The sequence below is a fragment of the Mycobacterium innocens genome (genome assembly GCF_900566055.1).
In the GTDB taxonomy this organism is placed as follows: Bacteria; Actinomycetota; Actinomycetes; order Mycobacteriales; family Mycobacteriaceae; genus Mycobacterium; species Mycobacterium innocens.
The window spans coordinates 1-4044 of the sequence record NZ_UPHQ01000321.1 but is presented as its reverse complement, the minus strand read 5'-3'; the positions used below and the strand labels follow the sequence as shown (position 1 = coordinate 4044).

The window sequence follows — 4044 nt, the reverse complement described above, 5'->3', positions numbered from 1 at the left end:
TGTCATAGTCGTCGCGGTGTTCCCGGACCAGTCGCACCGCTCTGGCCTTGGTGTTCTCGTCGTACTTGCTCGGCATCGCGCCATCCTTCCCAACAAAGGAAGTGCGCATAAAACCGGGGACGGTTCATAGGTGTGCGATTTGCTTTGTGAGTGTGGCGCCGGAGTTGCTGGTGACAGCGGCTGCGGATGGAACCGAGCGGAATTGCATCTGATTCGGAATTGCGCCGCATAGTGTTAACGGCACTGACCGGTTATCGGCGGGCGCGCAGACGATCATGGCATGGTTGAGTAACTGGCGGAACTGCCGAAAATCGACGGTTGCTATAAACGCATCCATGTTGCAGTATCTGCAACATGGATGGTGGCGGTGGTTTGGCGGGTTCGGCGCAGCTTGTGTTGGCGGCGGGGGTGCATCATCTTGATCCGCAGTCGGCGGTGTTCGAGGGCATGCTCAGTGGGTGGGCGCTGCAGCAGCGCACGCGCTGCCTGAAGTCGGCGACGATCACCTCGCGGCTGCGGTTGGTGCGGCCGGGTTAGCGCGTTTTGCAATGAGTACCCGTGGCAGTGGCAGTCCTGCGATGTCGAAGCTTTCATCGACAGTTGCCGCGATACCGCCAAACCGATCACCGTGGCGACTGCGCGGTTGTATGAGACCACACTTCGGATGTTCCTGGGTTACGTGACCGATCCGCGGTATGGGTGGACCGCGGAGTGCATGGACCGTTTTGGTGTGGCGCCGTCGCAGGTTCTGCATGAGTGGAACACGGTTGTCCATGTCAGTGAATACGAGGGTGATCCACGTCGACGTCCGTTGACCTATGACGAAGTACAAGCGCTGTTCGACGCTGCCGACGGTCTCGTCGACGAGATCCGTGCCCGCCGTTGTAAGGGCGCGTTGGCGGCGATGCGCGATGCGGCGCTGCTGAAAACGATCTATGCGTTTGGATTACGCCGCCGCGAAGCGTGAGGGTTGGACGTGGCAGATCTGCGCCATAATCCGAAGATTCCCGCGTTCGGCCGATACGGCGGCCTGTTCGTCCGGTGGGGCAAATCTTCTCGCGGCAGTGCCCCCAAAAGGCGCACGGTGCTGACCGTTCCGGATATGGACTGGATCGTGTCGATCCTTGAGCAGTGGCGCGAGGAGATCCGGCCGGCGTTCGGAGTCGGAGCCCAACCCGGACTGTGGGTCACCGAACGGGCGAGCCGTCTTTCGATGCGAAGCATCAACGAGGCGTTCACCGCTGCTCGCGATGCTGCGGGGTTGGAGCCGTCGCTGGACCTGCACTGCCTGCGCCACTCTTACGTCACTCACCTGATCGAGTTCGACTATCCCGAGAAGTTCGTCTCCGCCCAGGTCGGTCATGCTTATGCCGCGACGACGGCGATTTACACGGGCGTTTCCGACGAGTACCGCAACCGGTTGCCGCAGCGTGCCCTCGACCGCCATCCCGAGCTTTGGGAGAAATCATGATAAAGAAGATGGGCTATCGGTGGAACCTTCGCCAGATCATGGCCACTCGCGACATGTTCGCCACCACCGACCTGGTTCCGCTGCTGGCCGACAGAGGAATTCACCTGTCGCGTGAGCAGGTCTTCCGGTTGGTCACCACGACACCACAGCGGCTGAGCCTCGACACCCTTGCCGCACTGTGCGACATCCTGGATGTCGGCGTCGAGGACCTCATCGAGGTCACCGTCACCGACACACAGGTCGAGAAGAAGACCGCCGGCACGGCGAAGCCGACCGTGGCGCCGGCCGTGCGGCGCACCACTATCCGCAGGCCCAAGGGATTGTGACGGCTCGTACGCCCACGGCTGGGGGGCATAGCCCGGCCGACATCGCGGCCGCAGTAGCCCTCCAGCTGCCGGACGCAGATGTCGACCGAGTGGCTGCACAGATCGGCAGCCTGAAGTTGAGACCGGGGCATGCTCGCAGCTTGCTCGCGCATCTACAGACGCATCCCGACGCGCTGACCTCGGGCGCGGCGATCGGCCCGGCAGCGCTACGCAGGCTGCTGGATGTACTCGCCACCGAACATGCTGCGGTGCAACGGATACGCTGTCACCAGTGCGGGGAGCAGCGAGCGCTACCGTATCGCCGCGATGGCGCCAGCATCTGCGGCCGCTGCTACACCCAAACCCATGTGAAGGTCTGCGTGCGCTGTGGCGAGTAGCGCCAGCCCGTATTCCGTGAGAACGGCGGGGTGGTATGCACCCGTTGCGCCCAACGCGACCCCGCCCGCCACCGTCTGTGCGCTGGCTGCGGCAAACTGTCCCACGTCGCCTACCGGGTCGACGGTGAGCCGTTATGCCAAAACTGCGGACCGGGAAGGCTTCATACCTGTTCGTCTTGCGGTCGGGAAAACCAACGCGCTAAGACCATCACGCCGCAAGGACCGGTCTGTTCGGCATGCTATCGCCGAAGCCGCGAGCACAAATGCGTTCAGTGCGGGCGCACCACGGTGGAGGCCCGTCTCATCGACCGGGATGCAGGAACGTGGATCTGTCGGCGCTGCTGGGTTTCGCCCACGACCACCTGCACCAGCTGCGGTCAGCTCAAATCCATTTATCGGGGTATTGCGTCAGGTCGCCCAGTGTGCGAGGCGTGCAGGACCCGCGCCCGGGAGAAAAAGAACTGTGCTGTGTGCGCGCGGGCTGCCGCCGTCCACACCACGCTGCCGCTGGGGCCAGTATGCGGGCCCTGCTACCTACAGATTCGGCGCAGTCCGCGCGTGTGCGCCGGCTGCGGTCAGAGGCGACCGCTCGTCGGTGTTCGCGACGGGCATGGCGAGGTCTGCGGTCCCTGCTCCGGCGACACCCGCAACTGGATCTGCCAGGGCTGCGGACGAGTGGATCTGCTCATCGGCGGCAGCCACTGCTTGGCATGCACGGTGGCGGCGCGCGTCAGGCACGTGCTCACCGGCCCGGACGGACAGATTCCCGCGCAGCTCGGTGGTGTCGCGAGGCTTCTGCTCGAGGCCAACGCGCCCGAGGTGACCCAGGAAATCCTCAACGGCAGCCAGTGGATTCAGCTCCTCGGAGAACTCGTGGCCAGCGGTGAACCGATCACGCATGAAGTCCTCGACGAACTGGGCCCTAACGCGCATGCTCGTCACCTGCGCGAGGTTTTGGTGCGAACCGGAGCACTCGATGAGCGGGTGGATGGCCTGGAGACACTTGAGCACTGGGTGAAAAATCTGTGCGCCGATCTATCGCCGGGGAGAGCTGCGGTTCTGCGGCCCTACGCTTCCTGGTCGGTGTTGGCCCGCGCGCGGCGGCGGGGATCGCAGCGGCCGATGACGACCAGTGCATATACGAGCATGCAGAAGTATGCGCGGACGCGGATCACCGTTGCCAACCAATTCTTGAACTGGTTGGAGCACAACCAGATCGCACTCTCGCAGGCCACCCAGCACGACGTGGACAGGTGGCTCGGCCAAGGGGCGACCCCTCGGCGCCGGCTGCGCGATTTTCTCCGGTGGGCATACGCCCGAGGACTCGCGCCGGATCTCGAAGTCCCGTGGCTGGGTAGGGAAGGACTGCCCGAGCACGTGCTCGATGACGACGAGCGCTGGGCGCTGCTGCGGCGATGCTTGCGCGACGACAGCCTTCCCCTGCGGTTGAGGGTCGCGGGTGCTCTCGTCCTGCTCTACGGCCAGATTCCCTCGCGCATAGTCGAACCACCATCGACAGCATCACCACAAGCGGATCAGACACCTACCTGACCCTGCGCGACCAACCAGTCCTTCTCCCGCCGCCGCTTGCCAGCCTGATCCCCCAGCTAATTGCACTCAACGACCGACAGCAAGCAACAACTTCCACCACCAGAGCTTTTGCCTGGCTGTTCCCGGGAATGCACCCCGATTCACACCTGGGTGTTCGCGGGCATCCAGGGTGAGCACGTGGGGGTGGGGTTCCGGCGCTGGCGGTGAGCAGTGTGTGGGGTTGCGGTAACCCGATTTGTTGTTCGTGCTGCCGGGGCGGCACGGTGATCAGGTCAGTTGGTAGGCGACGGCCCTCCCGTCGTCTCTTCCCGGAGTGCTA

Annotated in this window: 3 protein-coding genes and 1 pseudogene; all 4 read left to right on the top strand. The window is 63.9% G+C overall.

Annotated elements, in window-relative coordinates:
• Positions 1 to 393: 393 nt before the first annotated feature.
• The 4 genes and pseudogenes from EET03_RS29300 to EET03_RS29960 all read left to right on the top strand — a co-directional run bounded on the left by EET03_RS29300 (position 394) and on the right by EET03_RS29960 (position 3725).
• Positions 394 to 1471: pseudogene (locus EET03_RS29300) on the top strand (tyrosine-type recombinase/integrase).
• Positions 1468 to 1797, top strand: a complete 330-nt coding sequence (locus EET03_RS29295; protein ID WP_075542438.1) for a helix-turn-helix domain-containing protein — start codon at positions 1468 to 1470, stop codon at positions 1795 to 1797. Before EET03_RS29300 ends, EET03_RS29295 begins: the two are co-directional and overlap by 4 nt.
• A gap of 140 nt (positions 1798 to 1937) precedes the next feature.
• A complete protein-coding gene (locus EET03_RS29290) occupies positions 1938 to 2174 on the top strand; it encodes a hypothetical protein (RefSeq protein ID WP_136625788.1) in 237 nt (78 codons plus the stop codon).
• Between the two features lie 675 nt (positions 2175 to 2849).
• Positions 2850 to 3725, top strand: coding sequence for a hypothetical protein (locus EET03_RS29960; RefSeq protein WP_136625787.1), 876 nt, complete (start codon positions 2850 to 2852; stop codon positions 3723 to 3725).
• Positions 3726 to 4044: the final 319 nt, after the last annotated feature.